16 protein-coding genes are annotated in these 20,530 nt (G+C 42.8%); 5 read left to right on the top strand and 11 right to left on the bottom strand.

Translation table 11 applies throughout. The annotated features are described in order from the left end of the window. Window positions 1-130 precede the first annotated feature (130 nt). From uxaC to ACE1EF_RS13225, 3 genes are read right to left on the bottom strand one after another with little or no spacing between them, the layout of a single operon-like run. Entirely contained in the window at window positions 131-1,537 is a 1,407-nt protein-coding gene (gene uxaC, locus ACE1EF_RS13235; RefSeq protein ID WP_375721154.1) for a glucuronate isomerase, read from the bottom strand. 21 nt (window positions 1,538-1,558) lie between these two features. Continuing rightward, a complete protein-coding gene (locus tag ACE1EF_RS13230; RefSeq protein ID WP_375721153.1) occupies window positions 1,559-2,809 on the bottom strand; it encodes a tagaturonate epimerase family protein in 1,251 nt (416 codons plus the stop codon). A 25-nt stretch (window positions 2,810-2,834) separates the two neighbouring features. Next, complete coding sequence (locus ACE1EF_RS13225) at window positions 2,835-3,863, bottom strand: LacI family DNA-binding transcriptional regulator (protein ID WP_375721152.1); 1,029 nt, start codon at window positions 3,861-3,863, stop codon at window positions 2,835-2,837. Between the two features lie 203 nt (window positions 3,864-4,066). On the opposite strand from ACE1EF_RS13225, the gene ACE1EF_RS13220 reads away from it, so the two are divergent. The 4 genes from ACE1EF_RS13220 (at window position 4,067) to gnd (ending at window position 8,881) form a co-directional block, all read left to right on the top strand. Then, window positions 4,067-4,912: an SDR family oxidoreductase gene (locus ACE1EF_RS13220; RefSeq protein ID WP_375721151.1), complete on the top strand. Its 846-nt coding sequence runs from the start codon at window positions 4,067-4,069 to the stop codon at window positions 4,910-4,912. 135 nt (window positions 4,913-5,047) lie between these two features. Then, window positions 5,048-6,127 carry a sugar kinase gene (locus ACE1EF_RS13215; RefSeq protein WP_375721150.1) on the top strand — a complete coding sequence of 360 codons (1,080 nt, stop codon included), beginning with the start codon at window positions 5,048-5,050 and terminating at the stop codon, window positions 6,125-6,127. 10 nt (window positions 6,128-6,137) lie between these two features. After that, a complete protein-coding gene (locus ACE1EF_RS13210; RefSeq protein ID WP_375721149.1) occupies window positions 6,138-7,412 on the top strand; it encodes a nickel-dependent putative hexonate epimerase in 1,275 nt (424 codons plus the stop codon). A gap of 14 nt (window positions 7,413-7,426) precedes the next feature. Continuing rightward, window positions 7,427-8,881 carry a decarboxylating NADP(+)-dependent phosphogluconate dehydrogenase gene (gene gnd, locus ACE1EF_RS13205; RefSeq protein WP_375721148.1) on the top strand — a complete coding sequence of 485 codons (1,455 nt, stop codon included), beginning with the start codon at window positions 7,427-7,429 and terminating at the stop codon, window positions 8,879-8,881. Window positions 8,882-8,956: 75 nt separating this feature from the next. On the opposite strand, the gene nikR is transcribed toward gnd, so the two are convergent. From nikR to larE, 5 genes are read right to left on the bottom strand one after another with little or no spacing between them, the layout of a single operon-like run. Continuing rightward, window positions 8,957-9,358 carry a nickel-responsive transcriptional regulator NikR gene (gene nikR, locus ACE1EF_RS13200; protein WP_375721147.1) on the bottom strand — a complete coding sequence of 134 codons (402 nt, stop codon included), beginning with the start codon at window positions 9,356-9,358 and terminating at the stop codon, window positions 8,957-8,959. A 12-nt stretch (window positions 9,359-9,370) separates the two neighbouring features. Further along, on the bottom strand, window positions 9,371-10,105 hold the full coding sequence (locus tag ACE1EF_RS13195) for a hypothetical protein (protein ID WP_375721146.1): 735 nt from the start codon (window positions 10,103-10,105) through the stop codon (window positions 9,371-9,373). 2 nt (window positions 10,106-10,107) lie between these two features. Then, entirely contained in the window at window positions 10,108-10,845 is a 738-nt protein-coding gene (gene larB / locus ACE1EF_RS13190) for a nickel pincer cofactor biosynthesis protein LarB (protein ID WP_375721145.1), read from the bottom strand. Then, the gene (gene larC / locus ACE1EF_RS13185) at window positions 10,835-12,019 is read right to left on the bottom strand and encodes a nickel pincer cofactor biosynthesis protein LarC (protein WP_375721144.1); all 1,185 of its coding nucleotides are present in this window, start codon (window positions 12,017-12,019) and stop codon (window positions 10,835-10,837) included. The genes larB and larC overlap by 11 nt, the downstream gene beginning before the upstream one ends. 22 nt (window positions 12,020-12,041) lie before the next feature. Continuing rightward, window positions 12,042-12,878 (bottom strand): ATP-dependent sacrificial sulfur transferase LarE, encoded by an 837-nt coding sequence (larE, locus tag ACE1EF_RS13180; protein WP_375721143.1) that lies wholly within the window; start codon window positions 12,876-12,878, stop codon window positions 12,042-12,044. Window positions 12,879-13,204: 326 nt separating this feature from the next. On the opposite strand from larE, the gene ACE1EF_RS13175 reads away from it, so the two are divergent. Beyond that, window positions 13,205-13,720 (top strand): aminoacyl-tRNA deacylase, encoded by a 516-nt coding sequence (locus ACE1EF_RS13175; protein WP_375721142.1) that lies wholly within the window; start codon window positions 13,205-13,207, stop codon window positions 13,718-13,720. 49 nt (window positions 13,721-13,769) lie between these two features. On the opposite strand, the gene ACE1EF_RS13170 is transcribed toward ACE1EF_RS13175, so the two are convergent. The 3 genes from ACE1EF_RS13170 to ACE1EF_RS13160 are packed head-to-tail and all read right to left on the bottom strand — an operon-like array spanning window position 13,770 to window position 20,484. Further along, on the bottom strand, window positions 13,770-14,786 hold the full coding sequence (locus tag ACE1EF_RS13170; protein WP_375721141.1) for a glycoside hydrolase family protein: 1,017 nt from the start codon (window positions 14,784-14,786) through the stop codon (window positions 13,770-13,772). 12 nt (window positions 14,787-14,798) lie between these two features. After that, window positions 14,799-17,606, bottom strand: coding sequence for a glycoside hydrolase family 2 protein (locus tag ACE1EF_RS13165; RefSeq protein ID WP_375721140.1), 2,808 nt, complete (start codon window positions 17,604-17,606; stop codon window positions 14,799-14,801). A 34-nt stretch (window positions 17,607-17,640) separates the two neighbouring features. Continuing rightward, the gene (locus ACE1EF_RS13160) at window positions 17,641-20,484 is read right to left on the bottom strand and encodes a glycosyl hydrolase (RefSeq protein ID WP_375721139.1); all 2,844 of its coding nucleotides are present in this window, start codon (window positions 20,482-20,484) and stop codon (window positions 17,641-17,643) included. Between the last annotated feature and the right edge of the window lie 46 nt (window positions 20,485-20,530).

Below are 20,530 nucleotides of genomic sequence, written 5' to 3'. Positions count from 1 at the left end.
TATTATCGTGATATTGTTTCTGTCGGTTTTTGATTTGTAGTTGAAGGGAGATACAAATCAATACCTTTAAGTACCTAAAAACAAAGGCCATTCATTCGAACGGCCTCTGAAATATTTGATCTTAAAAAGATTAATCGTGTGCAAACGGGAAGTATGCCTTTGCATTGTTGTAACAAATATCCTGTACAATACCACCAACCAGATCGAAATCGGCCGGAATCTCTCCGTTTTCCATATCGGTTCCCATAAGATCACAAAGAATCCTGCGGAAGTATTCATGGCGCGGATAGGAAAGAAAACTCCTGGAGTCGGTCAGCATACCAACAAACTTGCTGAGCAGTCCGAGAGTCGACAGTGCATTCATCTGCTTTGTCATACCGTCTTTCTGATCGAGGAACCACCATCCTGAGCCAAACTGCATTTTACCGGCTACCGAACCATCGTTGAAGTTGCCGATCATGGTGCCGATTACCTCATTGTCTGATGGATTAATGTTATACAGTATCGTTTTTGTCAGCTTATCCTCCTGATCCAGTTTATCAAAGAAGAGCTGCATGTTTTTAGCCACATTAAACTGACCGATAGAGTCCCAACCGGTGTCGGGTCCCATTTTGGCAAACATACGGCTGTTATTATTCCGGATCACACCGTAATGGAACTGTTGAACCCAGCCTTTTGCATGGTCCATCTTGGCAAATTCGTACAGCATGGCCGATTTGAACTTCAGCACTTCCTTGTGGCTGACTTCTCCGCCTTTCCTGGCTTTTTTAAAGATGTCCTTAATCTCATCCTTCGTATAATCTTCAGCATAGAATTCTTCAATTCCATGATCGGACAAACGGCAGCCATTATCATGAAAGAACTGGTGGCGCACCTCTATGGCCTCAATCAAATGCTTGAAAGCTGAAATTTTTACACCCGAAACTTTTTCCAGTTTATCCAGATAGGCGTTAAACTGTTCTGTTTCGATGGCCATTGCTTTATCCGGTCTCCATGCAGGTATCATTTTCAGTTCTGCCCCTGAACTTTTATGCTGTGTATGGAAATTCAGATCGTCTATTGGATCATCTGTAGTACATACAATCTCCACGTTCATTTTTTTCAGCAGGCCCTGAACGCGGTAGTCATCGCTGTTCAGCATCTCATTACAGCGGTCATAAATGGATCGCGCTGTAGCAGGAGAGAGCAGGTCTTCAATGCCAAAATACCTTCTGAGCTCCAGATGTGTCCAGTGATACAACGGATTGCGCAGGGTATAAGGGACAACTTCAGCCCATTTCTCAAATTTCTCCCAATCGCTGGCTTCACCGGTGATATAGTGTTCATCAACACCAAATGTACGCATAGCTCTCCATTTATAATGGTCACCGTACAACCAGGCCTCCGTAATGGTTTTAAATTTTTTATTCTCCGCAATTTGCTGAGGACTTAAATGGCAATGGTAGTCGATGATAGGCATCTGAACAGCAAAGTCGTGATACAGTTTTTTGGCCGCATCACTGTTTAAAACAAAATCCTTGTCTAAAAATGGTTTCATTATTATTATTATTTTCTGGTTTTATACCACATAGTTAAAAACACGCATGATGTGTCTGTCGAAAATATTGGTGGTTACCTCATTGCCAACAATGTCTTCGTATTTCTGAACCAGGTTCAGGTATTTATCACCCATTTTTGCAGCAATCTTATAAGATATGTGAATCAACTGTCTGAAATCAAGGTTGAAATCTTCATTTTCCTGATCATGGCGCAAGGTGTTGGCATATTTTTCGGACGACCACAAATCCACCTCTTCAGGAGAAGGCAGGTTATCTTCGTTAATATCAATCACAGTGCGGTAAGGTGCCATAAAATCTTCACGTTTTTCATAACCCTGACGATAAATTTCCTTGGCAACTGCAAGTCCGTCTTCTCCGGCTATGGCAAGACCAATAACTTCTTCCAGCCATGTTGTGCCGGCCGTTTTGATATGGATACCTGTGCCCTGCTTTTTAATGATTTTACCCATAATAGGATAAATGCTGAATTTATCACTTCCGGAATGGACACTGAGTTTGATATTTTCTGGTAAACCAAATTCCTTTACGGCATATTTCAACACCAGAATATCTTCTTCAAATTCCTGTGTGAATTTATCAATGTTACCTACATAGTCGATGCCTTTAAAGAAATCACCTGTAAATTTAGGTGCGATCGTCTGGATAGGAATTTCCTGTGCTGCAACCATGCTGAGTATGAAGAACATTTCCAGTGGAGTTTGTGGTACATCCACTTCATCCATGGATAGCTCGGCAATAAAATCAGCTTTGTTGTTTTTGATAATGGTATATACCTCTTTTGCCTGTTTTACAGCAAAAAGAAACTGACTTCCGATTTCAAGTAACAGATCTTCAGTCACCTTATATACATGATCTATTCCCGGAATTTTAAAGTCACCTACATACTTTTTGTTGGCTTCAACAAAACTTTTCAGTTCAGCTTCGTCCGGAGCTTCACCAATAAAATCGGCCACATCGAGTGTGAAAAAGTCGGATGGCGCAATAAAACCATGCACTGTTTTGGCATTGATGTGGTCTGCATCTACATAATACGGACCAGAATAACCAAGCGCTTTTACAGCATTGTCAGCCTCGGTACGGACCGAATCCGGTTGTGTTCCGATTATCTGATGCTCACGGTTCGATTTGTTCCATACCGGAGCAACTTCCAGTCCCAGTTCCTTATGCGCTTTCATAAGTGCTTTTAACTGTGCTTTACCTTGTTGGCCAAAACGGTCGCCAACACCCATAGAATATTTTACTAATTTCATTGTAATGGTATTTAATTAAACTTTTCTAAATATTTCTGTTTGATGAGTCTCGTATTAATAATTCCGGTTTGATATAAATTGTTTGCGGGTTTAAGCTATCTTCACTTTTAGCCTCAATTTCGTTTAATAATACATTGGCTGCTTTCTTTCCCATTTCATTTCCAAACTGATGTATGGATGAGAGGGAAGGCTGCACATATTGCGTAAACGGTTCGTTGGCAAAACCTGTGATGCCCGCATCCCGGGGAACCTGAATTCCATGTTGGATCAGGTACAATAATACACCATGGGCAGCGTAATCACTGGCGCATACAAATGCATCCGGCAATTGTTTCAAGTTATGCAATTTTGCTGTAAAATCAAAGGCCTCTTCACGTGATACCATATGTTCTGCAATCCACTCTTCCCTGACCGGAAGATGGTAGTCCTGCATGGCCTTTATATAGCCTTCAAGCCTTCTTTTATAGATATAAAGACTGAAATCACCACCAAAATGTGCGATATTTTTAAAGCCCTGTTGAATCAGGTGGCGGGTTGCATCATATGTACCCTGAAAATTATCATTGGTAACACGGCTTACATCTATGCCTTCAATAATACGGTCAATCAGTACCAGCGGTAAATTGTTCTCAGTCAGTAGCTTTAAATGGTCAGTGGTTGTTGTCTCTTTTGATACGGAAAGTAATACACCGTCCACGCGGTTGGCAAAGAGTGTATTGATGTTTTCAACTTCTTTCTTAAAACTCTCGTCCGACTGACATATGATAAGGTTGTAGCCGGCCGGATTGGTGATGCTTTCGATACCTGCAATAATATCTGCAAAAAAGAAACGATTGATTCGTGGAACAATCAACCCAATGGTATTGCTTTTCCCTGTACGCAGATAAGAAGCCAGACTGTTGGCAAGATAGTTCATCTCCCTTGCTTTCGCCAGAACTGTTTTTTTTGTCTCTTTACTGATGGACGGATGATTATTCAGAGCCCTGGATACAGTGCTTGCCGTGATTCCAAGTTCACGTGCAATGTCATGTATGGTGGTTTTCTTAGCTGTCATAATACAATTCAATTAAACAAATATAAGAAAAGATAAATAAAAATGCAATCGATTGCATTTTTCAAAAAAAAATTGTTTATTTGTTATGATGACCTCAATGATTTCTGATGTAATAAAACTTACTTGTACCACATCTGTTTTTAAAGAGGGAGGTTTAAAATTCTGAACATTAATTAACGAATTAAATACAAATTACTTTTATTATGAAGTATAGTTTTGAACACTTAAAAAACAAAGTAGCTGTACTTACCGGTGGAGCCGGAGTTATTGGGACAGCTATCGCCACAGGTTTGGCGGAATCGGGCATTAAAATGGCTATTCTTGACATTAATGAAGAAGCAGCCGTTAAAGTAGCTGAAGATATTAAAGCAAAAACAGGAACAGATTGTGTTGGCCTGGCCTGCAATGTGCTTGATAAGGATTCGCTGATTCAGGCGAAGGAAAAAGTACACGCAGCATTAGGACCTGTAGATATCCTGATAAATGGTGCTGGTGGAAACTCTCCGAAGGCAACCACTAAGGTTGAAACCATTGTAGATGTGGAAAAGGACTTTCAGGATTCATTTTTCGGACTTGATTCATCAGGTTTTGACTGGGTTTTTGATTTGAATTTCAAAGGTACCCTGTTACCAACCATGGTATTTGGTGAAGAACTGGTCCGCAGCGGAAAAGGATCAATTCTGAATGTCTCTTCCATGAATTCCTACCGTCCGTTGACAAAAATTCCGGCATATTCAGCTGCTAAGTCTTCCATTAATAATTTTACGCAATGGCTTTCAGTCCATTTTGCCAAAACAGGTGTACGGGTAAATGCTGTTGCCCCCGGATTTTTCCTGACAAATCAGAACAGGTTCTTGCTGACAGATAAAGAGACCGGTGAAATGACCCCAAGAGGTAAAAAGATCATCGACAATACACCTATGGGACGGTATGGTGAGGTGGACGAATTAATCGGAACCTGCCTGTACCTGGTTTCAGATCTGGCACAATTTGTCACCGGTATCGTTATTCCTGTGGATGGCGGATACAGTGCTTTTGGCGGTGTTTAACAGTTTGAAATAGTTTTTCGGATCAGATCATAAATAATTGTAAAACACATAAAATAATTATGTGCTTTTGCCAGAATCTCTTTACCTTGAAATGATCCGGATTAATTGATGAAGAAAACCAAAAAAAATTATAAGATGAGTCTGACTTTAAAAGAAAATTGTAAATATTCTCTTATCGTTCCAACCAGTATGGGGGTAAGGATTACCCCGGAAAACGGACAACCTGTACACAGCAGTGATACATTTAAGCTCCAGGCAACGAGTGCTGAAACCAATGTTGCCAGTATTCCCTCTTATCTTGGATTACCCGTAAAAGTGCTGACCACTTTCGTGAAGGGCAGTCCTATTGCTCAGTTTATAAAAGGTAACCTGCGCAATCGTCACATGGACTATGAAGGACCTGAGGTTGAACAGGGGGATCCGTGGGGCTACCGTCACCAGTTTAATATTGCAGATAGTGGTTACGGATCACGTGGTCCAAGGGTTCATAATGACCGTGCCGGTGAGGTGGGACGTACATTGAACGTGAAGGATTTTGATCTGGAACGTATCTTTGGTGAAGATGGAGTACAGATTATTCACCTGTCCGGATTGATCGCGGCATTATCGCCGGATACCAGCGAGTTCTGCCTTCAGCTGGCAAGAGCCGCTAAAAAACATGGAACCCGCATTTCTTTCGATCTTAACTATCGGGCCTCATTCTGGAAAGGCCGTGAGAAGGAGTTAAGCGAAGCCTTTAAGGAGATTGCTTCAGTTGCAGACATCCTGATTGGAAATGAGGAAGACTTCCAGCTGTGTCTTGGAATTAAGGGACCGGAAGCCGGCGGTAAAGGTATTGAGGAAAAAATAGATGGATTTAAGGAGATGATTGGTCGCGTGAAGCAGGCATTCCCCAATGCATCAGTTTTCGCAACCACCCTGCGTGAAGTTGTCAATGCAAATCACCATATGTGGGGAGGTATTATGCTGGAAGGAACAAACTGGCATGTGGTTAACCTGCGCGATATTCATGTACTCGACCGTATAGGTGGAGGTGATGGTTTCGTTGGCGGACTGTTATATGGTATTTTAAAACAATGGGATCCTGAAAAATGGATTCAGTTTGGATGGGCAACAGGTGCCATGGCGACTACGTTCCTTACAGATTATGCTCAGCCAGCCGATGAAGAGATGGTATGGAGCATTTGGGAAGGTAATGCGCGCGTAAAACGTTAAAATTTGATTTATGCTATATTATCAGAGAGGTTCAGAAACAGATGTACTCAGCTCAGAGGACCTGAAGCAAGGTATCCTGGAGGCATTTGGTAAGATTGGTGACCGTAAAAAAATTCTGGCTATTCCGCCGGATTTTACCCGCTACCATTCACGTGCCGGTGAGATTACATCCATAATTTACCGGGAAGTCGGTGATAAACTTGCCGATGTGCTTCCTGCATTAGGAACACATGCCGGTATGACAGAGTCGGAACTGACGCAGATGTATCCCGGTATTCCACTGGATAAATTCAAAGTGCACGACTGGCGGAACGATGTGGTTGAAGTGGGCAGGGTACCGGGTTCTGTTGTTAAGGAATATACAGATGGTATGCTGGACTATGAGTGGCCGGCACAGCTGAATAAGCTTATTCTGAATGGCGGACATGATCTGATCCTGTCCATCGGTCAGGTAGTGCCCCACGAAGTAATTGGAATGGCCAATTACAATAAAAATCTTTTTGTAGGAACGGGTGGTCCTGAAGGCATTAATAAGAGCCATTTTGCCGGAGCAGTTTACGGCATGGAACGTATTATGGGACGCGCCATAAATCCGGTTCGTAAGCTTCTTAATTATGCTTCGGATCATTTTATAAAGGATTTGCCGGTGGTGTATATTCATACGGTTGTTGGCCGCGATGACAGTGGTAAACTGGTAACGCGTGGTCTGTATATCGGTGACGATCTGGATGTGTTTACGCTGGCAGCTGACCTGTCGCTGAAAGTGAACTTTACCATGCTGGATAAACCACTGAAAAAAGTGGTCGTCTATCTTGATCCTACAGAATTTAAAAGTACATGGCTTGGCAACAAAAGTATTTACCGTACCCGCATGGCCATTGCTGATGCAGGTGAGTTGATTGTCCTTGCACCGGCACTTAAGGAATTCGGGGAAGACAAGGAAATTGACCGGCTCATCCGGAAATACGGTTACCGCACTACACCTGAGGTCCTCGACTTTGTGAAAAACAACGAAGATATTCAGAATAACCTGAGTGCTGCAGCTCACCTGATTCACGGATCAACCGAAAACCGGTTCAGTGTAACCTACTGTCCGGGTCACCTTACGGAAGACGAAATAGTATCGGTGAACTATAAGTATGGTAAACTGGATGAAGCCATGAAGAAATATGATCCTAAAAAACTGAAGGACGGATTTAATGTTGTGGACGGGGAAGAAATATATTTCATCTCCAATCCGGCTATCGGTTTATGGGCAGAAAAAAGCAGATTTATTAAACAATAGAAATATAAAACACTATGGAAGCTAAATCAGATATCGGATTGATTGGTCTGGCTGTAATGGGCGAGAACCTTGTATTAAACATGGAAAGCCATGGTTACACTGTCAGCGTATTTAACCGTACTGTAGAAAAAGTTGACAAATTTATTGAGGGCCGTGGAAAAGGTAAAAAATTCTACGGCGCGCACAGTATCGAAGATCTCGTAAAATCCCTTAAGAGGCCACGTAAAGTAATGATGTTGGTAAAAGCCGGTCAGGCGGTGGATGATTTCATCGAAAAAATCATTCCATACCTGGAAGAAGGTGATATTATTATTGATGGTGGTAATACGCATTTTCCGGATACGATTCGCAGAACAAAATATGTTGAAAGCAAAGGGCTGCTTTACATCGGAACAGGTGTTTCAGGTGGTGAAGAAGGTGCTTTGAAAGGTCCTTCAATCATGCCGGGAGGTTCGGTTAAAGCATGGGAACATGTAAAACCAATCTTCCAGTCAATTGCGGCAAAAGTGGAAGATGGTACACCATGTTGTGACTGGGTTGGTGCAAACGGAGCAGGACACTTTGTTAAGATGGTGCATAACGGTATTGAATACGGTGATATGCAGTTGATTTGCGAAGCGTATCAGATTATGAGCGATCTGTTGGGTATGAGCGCTGATGAGATGCACGAGGTGTTTAAGGAATGGAATACCGGTGTACTCGATAGCTATCTCATTGAGATCACCCGTGACATTCTGGGATTCAAAGATGAAGATGGTGAACCAATGGTAGAAAAGATACTTGATACTGCAGGACAAAAGGGTACAGGAAAATGGACCGGTGTAGCTGCTTTGGATCAGGGTATTCCGCTGACCTTAATTGGTGAAGCTGTCTTTGCGCGTTGCCTCTCTGCACAGAAAGATGAAAGAGTAAGGGCATCGAAAATTCTTACAGGTCCTGAAAAATCGTTTGATGCAGATAAAAAGGCCTTTGTTCAGGATATCATGCAGGCTTTATATGCATCCAAAATAGTATCGTATGCCCAGGGTTATGTGCTGTTGCAGGATGCTGCCAGAGAATATGGCTGGGATCTTAATTACGGTGGTATTGCGTTGATGTGGCGTGGTGGATGTATCATCCGTTCCGCATTTCTGGGACGCATTAAAGAAGCGTTTGATAACGATCCTAAGCTTGAAAACCTGTTACTTGATCCGTATTTTAAAGAAGAAGTTAATAAGGCTCAGGCCGGATGGCGTAATGTGGTCGCTACCGCAGCCAGTAAAGGAATTCCGGTACCTGCATTTTCTACTGCACTGGCTTATTTTGACGGATACCGTACGGAACGTTTACCGGCAAATCTGCTTCAGGCACAACGTGACTATTTCGGAGCTCATACCTACGAAAGAGTGGATCGGCCAAGAGGTAAATTCTTCCATACCAACTGGACAGGTAGAGGAGGAGATACGTCTGCATCTACTTACGATGTATAAACCGTACAAAAAAACAATAAAAAAAGGGTTGCAATTTAATGCAACCCTTTTTTATTATATCGTTTTCAGCTCATCCTATTCGATGATGGAGACAACCAGTTTCCCGTGTCTGATACCTTTTATCGCCTGTAATTTATTACCCAGCTTTTCAACTTTCTGATAGCTCCCCCGTACTGCAATGGTTTCAATACAGTTCTGGGCATCGATATGAATGTGCTGACTGGACAAAACCATACAGTTATACTCATGCATCAACCCGGCAATTTCTGCATGTAAGCGCGCTATGCGATGATCGTAGACCAACACAATGGCCCCGGTAACCTGTGCCTCTTCTTCCAGACCTTTGTCAACTTTATACTGATTTATCAGATAGCGCAAAGCCCTTGACCGGTTTGGGAACCGTTGTTCTGTAACAATATGATCCAGATCGTTTAAAAGATCTTCTTCCAGCGATACTCCAAAACGTGTAACTGTCATAATTTTAATTTTTTACCAACCAAAAAACTGCATGCCCAGGCCTGAGATTAATATGCCCATACCGGCAATAAGGTGAAAATACCTGTCGCCGTCCTTAATTTTTATGGTTGATGCTCCTTTATATCCTAAAAAAACAATGATCAACATCGTGAGAATAGTCGTGATGCCAAAAACAATGCTGACTGATGCAATTCCCATTGCACTGAATTTTGCCGCAGGAAAAATTAATAATGGAATAAGTACTTCACATGGTCCGAATACGAATATCAGAAAAAGGATCCATGGCGTTATTTTCGTTACATCCTCCGTGTCGTCAGAAACGCGGAAATTTTTATTCAGATCGTAGGGTTGGTGCGTTACCACATGCTGCAAACGCCTGATGCGTTTGGGAATAAGAAAGCCGGGCAGGTGGAAATGCTTCCCTTTTGTAAAAAACTTATATAGTCCGTACGCCGTATAAAGCAAGCCAAAAGTCAAAAGAAGATAACTAACAATGTTGCCACGGTGAGCTTCTATCAGTTCCAGTTTTGACAGGCTGATGCCCAATGCTATACCGATGATGCCCAGAATAACCGAACCTAGGATATGACCGATACCTGAAATAAAGGTGATCCACATGGTGCGGGTTTGTGTCCACTTCCGGGCTTTACTAAGAACAATAAAGGGGATGTAGTGATCCGGTCCTGTTGCCGTATGAAAGAAACCCAGAAAGGCTGCTGTTCCAATGAGTAAATACAGTTCGTTCATGCTTACAGTCGATTAATGAGCGAAGCCTGGCAGGCAGCGCCAAATCCGTTATCAATATTTACAACACTAATTCCGCTGGCACAACTATTGAGCATAGTCAGTAAGGCAGAAATACCGTTAAATGATGCACCATAACCTACACTTGTGGGTACACCGATGACCGGCTTGCTGACTAATCCACCAACCACACTGGCAAGGGCACCTTCCATTCCGGCTACAACAATAACAACCCTTGCATCCTGAATGATTTTCAGCTTATTAAACAGCCTGTGAATGCCGGCAACGCCTACATCGTAAACCGTTTCAACCCGGTTATTCAGAAAACGTGCGGTCTCCGCAGCTTCTTCAGCTACCGGCATATCCGACGTTCCGGCTGCGACAATGGCAATATATCCTTCATTTAACGGCTCATCTTTATGCTTATAGGTAATGGTTTTTGCCAGTTTATTATATGAGGCGTGCGGGATCACACTCCGCACAAGTTCATACATCTCTTCTGTTGCCTTTGTTGCCAGGATATCGATGCCTTTCTGGTGAAGCCGTTCTGCAATTTTCACGACCTGATCCACTGTTTTACCTTCAGCGTAAATTACCTCCGGGATACCGGTGCGTTTCAGTCGGTCGGTATCCAGGGCGGCAAAGCCCAACTCTTCGATGCCCTTCCCTGACAACTTCTGAACAGCAAGACCGAGATCCAGCTTTCCCTCTTTATACAAATTCAGTATATCCTTAATTTCCATCCTGTAATGCGTTTAATGCAGCTTTTTCAATGTCAGAAACCGAAACATTATGCTGTACGGCCAGTAATTTACAGTCCTCAAACTCCGGTTTGCTGTTTAGTACTTTACCACCATAATAACTTATTTTTATATGGACATCGCCGTAGGCTGTTTTAACCAGTTGCTCGTCCCGTTTCAGCATGTGTTTTTGAATGTGTTGCTCGCGTATGCCAAGCGTTGTGGAATGTTTAAAAAGCATCTCCTTCATAACTTCTGTTCTCTCAGGTACACAAAGTACTGATATCATGTGTGCCGGTCTGGACTTCTTCATGACGATTGGTGTAAACCATACATCGCTGGCACCTTTATCCAGGAGCATATCCATTAAAAATTCAAAATGCTCCGGTTTCATGTCATCAATATTGCATTCAAGGAGCGTTGCGACTCCGGAATTCACATCATCCCTTTGTTGTGATGATTCCAAAAGGTATACCCGGAGTACATTGGCCACTTCAGAAACATCACGCTGACCGATGCCATAAGCGGTTTTGCCGATGGGATAATCGAAGTTATCTGTAAATTCATCGACCGTTGCAGCCAGGATAGCTGCTCCGGTTGGCGTGGTTGCCTCGTGCTGAACCAGACCGGTTCTTACCGGAATGTTTTCTACTATAAGGGCTGTGGCCGGTGCCGGTACAGGCATAATACCATGGGCACATTTTACGGTTCCACCACCAAGCTGAACCGCTGACGATAAGACTTTATCAACCTTAAGATGTTCAAGACAAATGGCAGCCCCAACAATATCCGCAATGGAATCCAGCGCACCCACTTCATGAAAATGCACTTTCTGAATATCGATATCATGCACCTTAGCTTCTGCAACCGCAATACGGTTGAAAATATCCAACGCAGTTTTTTTTATCTGATCAGATAGGGTACTGTTGTTTACGATCTCCTCAATATGGCGCAAATGTCGGTGCTTTTCATTTTCCGGGTTTTCAATGATGATGGTAGCCAAAGTACCGTTAATCCCTCTTCGGGCAGCTTTTTCTGTTCTGAGCTCAAAGCCTTCGATCCGGAGTTTTGAAAGTTCATTCCTCAGATAATCCGGATCAACACCGAGATCAATTAATGCACCCAGGTTCATGTCACCACTGATACCTGCAAAACAGTCGTAGTATAATATCTTCATATGTTGTAATACTTGTAAATACCTATTTTCCTATAGCTCTGTTCAGTTTGCCGGAAACCAGTCCTTCATCGTCAATAACAATTTCGCTGAAACCAAGCGCTGTGATCTTTTTTACAATTTCATCCTTTTGAATGTTTAGTTTTTCAAGATCATCCTTCAGTACCTCAATTTTTCCGTATGTTTCAAAATGCCTGACCCGGACATCGTTAAAACCGTAATCATTCAATATATTTTCTGCCATCTCAACCTGAAGCAGTTTCTCTCTTGTAACTTTATGTCCGTAAGGCATCCGGGAGCTTAAGCACGGGCTTGCCGGTTTATCCCAGTTAGGCAGCTCAAAATAACGGGCAATCTCACGTAATTCCTGTTTGGTAATTTTACAATCGACCATGGGAGAGAGAACATTAAGTTTTTTAGCTGCATCAATGCCGGGACGGTAATCACCAAGATCATCATGATTGGTTCCGCTCAGGACCTTAAAATCCGGATACATCTCTGCTATTTTTGTCAGATCGGTAAACAAATGTTCCTTACAAAAGAAACAGCGGTTAACAGGATTGGAGTTATAGCGGTCATCATTCAGTTCATCCGTTTTTATCACTTCAAGGGTAATGTCGAATGCTTTACAGAAATCCTCTGCCATGTTAAAGTCCTTTTGTTTCAGACTTTCAGACTTAGAAATGACACCAATGGCATTCTCTTTACCCTGGAACTTTCGCGCAAGATACAGGACAAGCGTAGAGTCTATTCCCCCTGAAAAGGCAACAATAGATCCCTTATATTGTGAAAACCATGTTTTGAGCGTAGTGAGTTTATCTTTTAATTCAGAACTGAGCTGATTCATCGTAATGCGTAACACGTTTTAATTAATAGTAACACAAATTTATCAAAACAAACGACGTATACAATTCTAAATTACATGTTGAATCCTTTTATAACTGCACAACATAATTTTTTTAAAAAATAGCTCTTACTTTTTTGCAATTAATTCTTTAAATTGTAAGTGTCAGAATTTTATTGACTGCAAGTCTTCCTTTATCAGTTTGTTAGAGCACTAACATGACTGCTGAAAGATATCCGGCCCCGGCTTCTCTCAAATGAATTCTTTAAAAGTGAATTCAGGTACAAAAAATATACAGGGGAAAAGGTTCCCGGTCTTTTATAAATAACCATAAAGTTTTAGTTATGCCTGCAAAAAAATTAAAAGCGTTTCTGAACGCAAATCATATAAGATACGATATATTGTTTCATCCGATGGCGAATACTTCGCAGGAAAAAGCAGCAACGGTTCACATCGCCGGAAAAGAGTTTGCTAAAACCGTTATGATAAAAATCAACAATAAAATGGCGATGGCCGTATTACCGGCGTCATACCAGGTTGATTTTGATATTCTGAAGATTATGCTTGGAACAACAAATATCAAGCTTGCTTCAGAAGCGGAGTTTACGCTGATGTTTCCGGACTGTGAAATCGGTGCCATGCCTCCGTTTGGAAATCTTTACGGAATGGATGTGTATGTCGCAGAATCACTGACTGAAGATGATGAGATTGCGTTCAATGCCGGAACACATACCGAACTTATTGTGATGAATTATGAGGATTATGAACAGCTCGTCAATCCAAAGGTGTTCAGGTTTTCATGGAAAAATGTGGCCATACCACATGATCCGGCAGAGCGCTGGGAACTGGATTATTATTAAATGAGTTATAGTGAGGATTCCGCTTAGCGAAACCCTCACTCATATTGTTTTATTCCGGTGCGACCATATTGATGTACACCGGTTTATTCCTGTCGCAGATAATGTTGCCATTTTCATCTGTTTCAAGTTCGGCAACCTGAATTAATGAACGTGCTTTCTCGTGATCACTGCCATCGCGATTAATCCTGCCCGGATGTGTGAAATAGAAAATATACGCATGGTCGTTATTTACAACTACATCGGCGTGTTGTCCAATAACCTGATCTCCTTCACCGGTTCCGGGGACATCAAGAATGCGGTTAGCCTGCCTTTTCCAGTTCTGTGCATCCACTGACGAGAATATACCAAGACCACGCCACTCATCCACAACCATATAGTATTTTCCTTTCCATTGAAATACGTTGGGCCCTTCGCCCCGTTGTTTACCGTCAAGCGTTATTAAACCCTTATCTGTCCAGTTGTACAAATCAGGACTGTCGGCATACCAGATAGATTTGCCCGCTTTTTCATTGTTATACCACATGCGCCATGTGCCGTCGGGAAGTTGAACCACACAGGCATCGATTACCTTGTCTGTGGCCAGTTTTAACTGTGAATCAAAATCCCAGTGAAGCAGATCTTTACTGGTATAGTGATCAATATGTCTTGGATGGCTCCAGTTTGTAAAAATTCCCGGAACAATAGTGATATACATATGATAGAGACCATCATGCCACACAACTTCAGGTGCCCAGTATGTTATACTGTCCTTGTCTGAATTAAAGTCCGCATTGGCTACGTAATGCCAGCTTGCTCCACCATCTTTTGATTCGGCAATACCTATTGGAGTGCCGTGTACCCAACTGACATCATTGCCATGGGCCAGTGTTGCTCTGCGGTTTGTGTAAAACATGTACCAGCTGTTGGTTTCCCTGTTCCAGATGACTGAAGGATCTGCAGCCCCGTCAAATATCGTATCGCGGTATAATGGTTTGTCTGCCAGTTTGGGTTCCGTTACTTTATCCGGCCCTTTGCACGTACCGGCTGTCAGAATTATAACTAATGCTAAAAATTTCAGTGCTTTCACGTTTGCTTTGTTTTATTGTGGTAATCCAAAATAGAAATACAGTTTCCGCTTAACCGGTTTTTGCATCACATTCAATTCTCCTGATGGACCTAAGCGTTCTGTATTCATACTGATATTTATCCAGAGTTTTGTTCCCGTAGGTGGAATACCGTCAAGAAAGGAGATATCTCCTTTAGGTAAAGCAGGCAGCGTTTCAGGTGCCGAAAGTGAGCAAAAGTCGAACAGGCGTACAAAAAGATCGGGCTGTTCAGCTACGACGAGAAAATGGCCTTCCACGGTATTAAAATCCATCCAGGAAATATTTGAAAAATAACCTTTGAATTCCGGGTAATCCCATGGCGATGATCCGGTGTATGTATTGTTATAGAAAGCTTCGAATACATCGTAATTACCACCCTGCAGCCTGTTTTTCCAGACGCGGTAAGGGCCATGGCCAAGCCATTTTACACCTATTATCCTTGACTCAGGATAATCGAAGGAGACGCCTGTGAAACTCTGCTTGCCCTCCTGCATATATTCATAGTCAAGACTTACCCAACCGGTTGGGTTCATGGTCCATTTAATCATCTTCAGGTCTCCGTCAAACAGAAATTCAACACTGTAACCGTCATCCGTTTTATACTGTTTCATCTCTTTAAGGGTCTGCGGTACATCGCTTACAGAAACCGGACCGTTTTTGAATGAAAGCGGCAGACTTTTGTCATTTCTCAGCCCCTGAATTGTTCCGTCAGATTTTTTAAGGATGAGGGTGACTTCACCACCATGAAGAGAGATGGTTTTATCATCTTCGGTCACATCAACTGAACCGTTTTCCCATGTTACCAGTTCTTTCCTTATCTCGCTACCGGATTTGATCATCCAGCTCCATTCCAGCACTTTGTTTCCTGCAGGATCAATGGCTTCAAGCAGAATACCGTCATAAGAATTCCAGTCTGAAGGAAGATCCAGTTGCAACGATCCCATCGATACCGGTGCGACATCCGGTGAAGTGGCGGTAGCAGAATACTGAGTTTCATAGCCGTATCTCCGGTTAGCCGGTTTATTAAAATTAACCAGTTTCCAGTTAAACGTACATTGATCGAGGTTTGTAAAATGATATCTGTTTTCAATTGGAACAGTGCCATTAAAATCTTCAGCAAGGGTCTTCATGCTGATTTTGATGGGGGAGAAGATTTCTTTCATTGCAGGATAACTACCCTCTTTTTCACGGTGTGGGCCAACGATACCGTCAGGTGCATTCACCCTGTTCACATCGATGTAACCGTTTAGATCAGTGCGGGAAATACCTTCATCCACAAAAGTCCACAGAAATCCTCCACCGGATAGTTTTTCATTCCAGAAAAGTTCCCAGAAATCGTAGAGACTGGCAGCCATACCACCGTCATCCTGGCCATGTAAAAACTCAGTCGGCATATAAATGTTCGGACCTTTCAGAATGTTTTTACAGCTGTAATAGTCCTCGTAATGGTTACAGTCGATGCCATTATAATCATTCCCCGGTTTATGATGTGCATGGATAACAGGACGGTTGGAAAGATCCCATTTGCCGTAGTCGTCATCCAGATCAAAATTGTGACCACCTTCATTACCGTTACTCCAGAAAATTACCGAAGGATGGTTTAAATCGCGTTTCACCATTTCTTCAACGAGGATTTCACCGGATTGTGTATCATAGGCATTCTGCCACCCGGCAAGTTCGTCAATGACGTAAAGTCCCAGGGAATCGCAATAATCCAGGAATACCTTATCCGGTGGGTAGTGAGAACAACGCACGGCATTCAGGTTCAGGTCCTTCAGCATTTTTACGTCTTTCAGGTTCAGTTCGTCATTCAGACAACGCCCTGATTCAGGCCAGAAGGCATGCCTGTTGATACCCTTCATTTTAATTTTAGTCCCGTTAACGTAAATCCCGTCTCCTTTGCGGATTTCAATAGTTCTGAAACCAAATTTATCGTTAACATGGTGAAGCACAGTTTTTCCGTCCATCAGATCCACACTGACCATATATACGACCGGTGTTTCCTGCGTCCAGGGTTTAATATTGTTAACATCACCGGATAAAGTTATTTTAGGATCATCAGAAGAAATTTTACCTTTAAATGAAGCATATTCATTCCCGTCATAATCTTTGATTACAGCTTTGATGTTGCGCTTTTCATCCAGGCCCTTAACATATACATCCATTGTAAAACTACCGTCTGCCTTTGCATCCACGGCGACATAATCAATGTGTTCTTCAGGCTTTGATTCAAGGTATACCGGTCTGTAAATTCCTCCAAAAATCCAGTAATCAGCATAACGTTCCGCATGATTTACAGATTTGTTCGATGACATTTTACTCACGGTTACTTCCAGCAGGTTATCTGCATCGTAATTCAGCAGATCAGTTATTTCGTACTTAAACCGGTAAAATGAGCCCTGATGAACCGGGCCCGCAGATTTTCCATTGATCTTAACTTCTGTATCGGTCATGGATCCTTCAAAAACAATATTTACATCTCTGTTTTTCCATTCCGCAGGAACCTTAAACGAATATTTATAAAGGCCCTGCTCATCCGAGAAGCGAAAATCTTTACCGTATGTCATGTAATCACGGCCATAATCGTAATTGCCGAATCCCTGTTGTTCCCAGTGAGACGGAACCTCAATAGTGGTCCAGACTCCACTGTTTCTTCCACCCGTGCAGAAAAACTCCCAGGTTTTTGTATTCTGATAACCCTTGCCTGAAAGGTATTGATATTCAGTGCTCGTATCTCCTGCATATGTTTCTAACATACACACCGATAACAGAACAGCTATGGCTATGTGTTTTAGTTTCATGAATGTATTCCGTTTTATGAGTTTCATGTTGTTTTTACTGTTTGCTTAGCGGAGTCAGTACGACGGGACCTGTTAATCCTGACGGTAGAGGCTCCCAGTTGATGGCAGTGAATTTTCCGTCAGGTCCTGCATTTTCTCTGAGGTGAGCAGCGAAATTAATGTTGTAGAATATCCGGTATGGCATTTGGTGCTTGTCCATATAAATAATCCGGTTTGCCATCCGGTTTGTGACAAAGATTTCCAGTTTGTTCTGATCCTGAATGGTTGCAGAATCAATTACAAGCGTGAAATCCGGTCCGGTCAGTGTTCCGAGAGAATTACCGTTCAGGAAGACTTCCGCTGTTTCATTAACAGTTCCCAGATCCAGTTTCCACGCATCGGCATATGCCTGGGGTTTACTGAATTCGGTACTGTAGACGGCGGTGCCGGAGAACCAGGAAGCGGGTTCACTAAGGGTTGTCCAGGAACCTAATTCAACGTTCTGTACTGACGCCGGAATTTCCGGTCCGCCATCTTTAAACATCAGGTTCCAGTTTTTATCCAGCGCAACTACTGTTTTGCCTTCAGTCCAGTAGGGATATGGTTCAGCTTCTATATCTTTATTCCAAAGCTGAAGAATCACAGATTCTCCCTGGTTAAGCACCAGGTGAACCGTTGTTTTTGCATCATTCGTTGTTTGTGCCCTTCCATAAACACCCGTTTCCGGATTGTAAATCAGGACAGTTTTTGCTTCCGTATTCAGTTTGATCCATTTATTTACGGCTTTACCCGACCAGTTGGTCACAAAGTATGTTTTGGTCTGACCATCATTCAGTCGAATAAATCCCAGTTTTTCGGCTCCCAGTTCTTCCGGTATAACTCCGGCCTCATTCAGCATTGAATGATGTGCTGAGCCAACTAAAATCTGCCCTTTATCTGACGTATAAGTGCTGAAGTTCGCTGCATCCGATGGTGTTCCAAGTTCCTCAACCATAAGCCCCAGTTCATTCTGACGGGATTCCATATTGCCCAGTCCGGGAACGTCTTCAGGAAGTGCGCCCATAAATATTATGGTTGCCCCCTGTTTAGCCAGGGTAATCAGTTTTTTGAATGTTGTGGTCGACATATAATCCAGTTCCGGAACCAACACTGTTTTGTAAGTCGCATCTCCGGAGGTTTTGACCACTTTACCATCAACAGTAAGATCATTTACCATTTTGTCCGAAATAAAATCAAAGGTGTAACCTTCATTTTGCAGCTCTTCTGCCAGATTATATACATGTGAGCCATGCAGAGCACCATGATAATGCGGCATTCCGGAGCGTTCGTATTTCATCCAGTCATCCTGAATCGGGAAGTAAAGCAGAATGTCATTATCAGCCGTCCCTCTTTGTAAAAAGGATTGCGCTCTGGTGACATAACTGTTGAATGCGGGGAAATCACGCCACAGGGGATTGGTGGGGGCATAGTGTACGGCTGCATAAAACATGCGTCCCGGCCATCCTTCGCTCTCAGGTGAAAATGGTGTTCCATGATAAACGATATGATTAACACCTCCAATCAGGTAGCGGTCAACATTTTCTTTTGTATCGGCCAGATTAGCCAGAAAATGCTCCCGTAACCAGGTGGCAGCCTCAGCAGCTGTCAGATCCTTGCCCGTTATATGCGAAGCAGACGAAGCAAATTTGATGTTTAGCAGTTCTGTTCCCTCGGTTTCAGGAATATCACTTGCTGCATAAAGATCGAGTATGTTGGCCGGTGATCCATGGCTCTGGTTACGGATGATCTTGTTTTGATTCTGCGCCCATTTCTGCCAGGGTTGTGTATAGTTTTCCAGCAGCATGTCGGATATCGTTTCGCGGTAATCGCAACGCACACGCTGTTGTTCTTCTTTTGTTGTCATGCCAAGTAAAGCAGGGAGTTTTTCCTTGAGGTCATACCCTCTTCTTCTCTGAAATTCAGCGAAGAATTCCGGTGTCCAGTTGGCTTCACCCCGTGCATCATCCACTTCGTACGAATCATTAAAGAAAGCGCGTAAACCGGAAATATCATGTCCTTCAAAACTTTCATCAAAATGGTGCAGATAATCTCCAATAGCCTGTTTTGAAAAATGATCGATCACATCACCTTCACCTCCCGGTCCCGCACGCTCAACCATTTTACCGTGCATGCCAGGAAATGCTGCTATAATGGTCCAGTCTTTATCTGACGTCCATTTCAGCATGCCATTTTCATCTATTTTATCAGTTACTTCAAATACTTCACCATCCTGGGCAAATGCCATAACAGTTACTGGTTTTAAGGTCACCGGGAACCTGACCTGATCAAAGGCATAAATCTGCAGGCTGTCGTTTTTGGCAATAGGATATTTCAGGTCCTTAAAAGAAGCGCGTTTCCCCACTGTTCTTAAAATCGGTGCCTGTTGCATCTCAATTTTTTCATCAAGTTCAGAACCAGCTTTCAGCTTCCATACTTTATACTCGACATATTTGCAGGCATCTTTGGGTGCAACCCACGGACCACCAAACGGCCAACCCGAAGCCAGCGCCATATCAATGCCCATATTATTTTCCTGTGCCGCCTTCAATGTATGTTCCAGTCGTTTCATCCAGGCATCGGAGGTGAAGTTTATAAATTCACTTTCCTGACCTTTGACGCCATAGATGGGAGTGATTTCCATGCCACCCAGTCCGGCATTTGCATAGGTTGACATGGCAGCTGAGATGTCTTTATCTTTTACATTGCTGCCCATCCACCACCATCTGGTCCATGGTTTGGTGACGTTACTTACTTCCGGCCAGCCGGCTTTAACGTCCTCTTTTTGAGGAGTGGAACCATTGCAGGAATAGCCCAGTGTAATAATTCCTGTAATAATCAGTGTTTTGAGAATTTTATTCATCTCGGTGTTATTTATCGGTTTTCTTTTTGGTTATTAATGTTGTATT

The organism is Quyinboa sediminis (genome assembly GCF_042219855.1).
GTDB lineage: Bacteria > Bacteroidota > Bacteroidia > Bacteroidales > UBA5342 > JBHJHP01.
This window is presented reverse-complemented; position numbering and strand designations above follow the sequence as displayed.

What these genes read in the sequence shown, in the direction of transcription:
- uxaC (WP_375721154.1), bottom strand. Translation starts at nt 1,537, where the DNA reads ATGAAACCATTTTTAGACAAGGATTTTGTTTTAAACAGTGATGCGGCC.
- ACE1EF_RS13230 (WP_375721153.1), bottom strand. Translation starts at nt 2,809, where the DNA reads ATGAAATTAGTAAAATATTCTATGGGTGTTGGCGACCGTTTTGGCCAA.
- ACE1EF_RS13225 (WP_375721152.1), bottom strand. Translation starts at nt 3,863, where the DNA reads ATGACAGCTAAGAAAACCACCATACATGACATTGCACGTGAACTTGGA.
- ACE1EF_RS13220 (WP_375721151.1), top strand. Translation starts at nt 4,067, where the DNA reads ATGAAGTATAGTTTTGAACACTTAAAAAACAAAGTAGCTGTACTTACC.
- ACE1EF_RS13215 (WP_375721150.1), top strand. Translation starts at nt 5,048, where the DNA reads ATGAGTCTGACTTTAAAAGAAAATTGTAAATATTCTCTTATCGTTCCA.
- ACE1EF_RS13210 (WP_375721149.1), top strand. Translation starts at nt 6,138, where the DNA reads ATGCTATATTATCAGAGAGGTTCAGAAACAGATGTACTCAGCTCAGAG.
- gnd (WP_375721148.1), top strand. Translation starts at nt 7,427, where the DNA reads ATGGAAGCTAAATCAGATATCGGATTGATTGGTCTGGCTGTAATGGGC.
- nikR (WP_375721147.1), bottom strand. Translation starts at nt 9,358, where the DNA reads ATGACAGTTACACGTTTTGGAGTATCGCTGGAAGAAGATCTTTTAAAC.
- ACE1EF_RS13195 (WP_375721146.1), bottom strand. Translation starts at nt 10,105, where the DNA reads ATGAACGAACTGTATTTACTCATTGGAACAGCAGCCTTTCTGGGTTTC.
- larB (WP_375721145.1), bottom strand. Translation starts at nt 10,845, where the DNA reads ATGGAAATTAAGGATATACTGAATTTGTATAAAGAGGGAAAGCTGGAT.
- larC (WP_375721144.1), bottom strand. Translation starts at nt 12,019, where the DNA reads ATGAAGATATTATACTACGACTGTTTTGCAGGTATCAGTGGTGACATG.
- ACE1EF_RS13175 (WP_375721142.1), top strand. Translation starts at nt 13,205, where the DNA reads ATGCCTGCAAAAAAATTAAAAGCGTTTCTGAACGCAAATCATATAAGA.
- ACE1EF_RS13165 (WP_375721140.1), bottom strand. Translation starts at nt 17,606, where the DNA reads ATGAAACTAAAACACATAGCCATAGCTGTTCTGTTATCGGTGTGTATG.
- ACE1EF_RS13160 (WP_375721139.1), bottom strand. Translation starts at nt 20,484, where the DNA reads ATGAATAAAATTCTCAAAACACTGATTATTACAGGAATTATTACACTG.